This is a genomic window from Streptomyces jumonjinensis (assembly GCF_009600885.1).
GTDB lineage: Bacteria > Actinomycetota > Actinomycetes > Streptomycetales > Streptomycetaceae > Streptomyces > Streptomyces jumonjinensis.
Map to the genome: position 1 here is coordinate 37891 of NZ_VCLA01000204.1, position 1989 is coordinate 39879.

Here is a 1989-nt window from a genome sequence, read left to right on the forward strand (position 1 = left end):
GCTGTCGCCGGTCGCCGTCTGGGCCCATGGTTCTCTGGGCGGCGGCGACTACCGGCCGGGCCGCAGCGATCTCGATCTGATCGCCGTGCTCCGCCGGCCGGTCACCAGGGCCGAGCGGCGCCGGCTCGCCGCGCTGCACCGACGGCTGACGAACGGCCTCCCTCTCGCCGCACGGCTGCACTGCGCCTATCCGGTGGCCGGGGAAGCGCTGGCGGATCCGGCCCGTCCGCATCTCGCCTGGGCCCATCGCCGGCTGCTGCACCCGCCCGTGACCGAGGTGACCCGGTGTGAGCTGCACCGATTCGGGGTGGTGCTGAGCGGCGGGCCGCCGGCGGAGCTGCTGCCGGAGGTGACCGACGATCAGCTCGCAGGATTCGTCGTCCGCGATCTGCGGGAGTACTGGCGTCCCGCCGTACGCAGAGAGAGGCTGTGGCGGCAGGACGTCTGGGTCGACCTCGGGCTGCTGACCCTGGCCCGCGCGTCGGCGACCCTGCGGACCGGCGCGCTGATCACCAAGGCCGAGGCGCTCGATGCGCTCACGACGGAGCTGGAGGCGCCCGCCGAGGTGGTGGCGGACATCCGGCGGCGGCGGTACGGCGACCCTGTTCCGGTCTCCCGGCGGTGGGCCGCTCGCAGGGCGGCCCTGACCACCGGATTCCTGGGGCCCGCCATCGACCGCCTCGTCGAGGACCCGGGGTTCTGATCCCCGGGGGCCGCCGGGATCCGATCGCGGGGTGATAGCCCGTCCGGGCCCGGGGCCGGGATGCCCGATCCCGTTGCCCGGGACGGGACTTCGGCGGGCGCGGGCGACACCCGCGGCGACGGCGCTGCTTCCCCGGACAGGGACCTCTTCCTACAACCTTTCCGCATCCCCGCGCATCAAAGGATGCAACGGGGTGCCACAGAAGGCCCCGGTATGATCACAACCATCCCGAAGAGGTCGTATGCACCATCCAACGGAACGGGGGGCCGGGGCCCCGGAAGACGGAGCTCAGCGGAGCATCCTCGCGGCGCAGAGGCTGGCCCGGCGGAATCCGGAATCCTCGTGGCCGGTGACCGCCTACCGCCGTGTGCTGCCGGTACGGCTCCGGCGCACCATCGCGCGCCTGGTCTCCCGGCGGATCCGTTCGCAGCTCAAACAGGTGCTCGCCGCGTGGCCCAGCCTCGGGCCCCGGCTGAGCGGCGCGCGGGCCGAGCGCGCGATACGGCGGCATCCGAGGCCGCTGCTGGCGTCCGACCGGCCGCTCGGCACGGTGCGCGGTGTGCCGAAGGTGCTGCTGACCGGGGCCGCGATCTCCCCTCTCCAGGCCCGGCAGGACAACGCGGCGGCGGTGTGCGAGGCCCTGGAGGCGGCCGGGGCGGACTACTTCTGGGTACGGGGCCGGCGGAACGACTCGGCCGTGATCGCGGTCCCGGAGCGGGACCGCCCGCGTGTTCACCGGGAGCTGGCCGCGCTCTGTGAGCGGCTGCCCGGCTATGTCTCGGCGATGGACGGCCGCTCGGGCACCCCCCGGGAGTCCGCTCCCGGCTTCGTCCCCGCCACCTGGAGGCGGCTGGCCTCGGCGCGGGTGATCCGGCTGACGTGGTACCACGCGGACCCCGGCGGACGGCTGATCCTCGGCCCCAAATACGGCTGTGACGTGGAGTTCTGGGCCGAGGAGGGGGACCGGCTCAGCGCGCCCCGGCCCCAGCCGGTGGCCGATGAGGTGCCGCTCGTGGACACACCGGTGTGGCGGCCGGGCGCGCTCTTCACCCGGCTCGCCGCCGCCGACAGCGGACTCCCGCCGGTGCGCACCCGACGGGAGTTCGCCTCACCGCGGCCCGACGACATCCGGTTCCCCATCGACGTCGTCTACACCTGGGTGGACGGCCAGGATCCGGAGTGGCTGCGCCGCCGGCAGGAGGCCCAGGGGCAGCCGTACCACGAGGAGGCGGCGAACACCGCCCGCTTCGCCAGCCGCGACGAACTGCGCTACTCGCTCCGCTCCT

Annotated in this window: 2 protein-coding genes; both read left to right on the plus strand. The window is 74.4% G+C overall.

Going from position 1 to position 1989, the window contains the following annotated elements:
• Nucleotide 1 precedes the first annotated feature (1 nt).
• Nucleotides 2-703, plus strand: a complete 702-nt coding sequence (locus tag FF041_RS37030; protein WP_228388943.1) for a nucleotidyltransferase domain-containing protein — start codon at nucleotides 2-4, stop codon at nucleotides 701-703.
• 349 nt (nucleotides 704-1052) lie between these two features.
• On the plus strand, nucleotides 1053-1989 hold a 937-nt coding region (locus FF041_RS37035; protein WP_323393703.1), incomplete at its 3' end, for a Stealth CR1 domain-containing protein.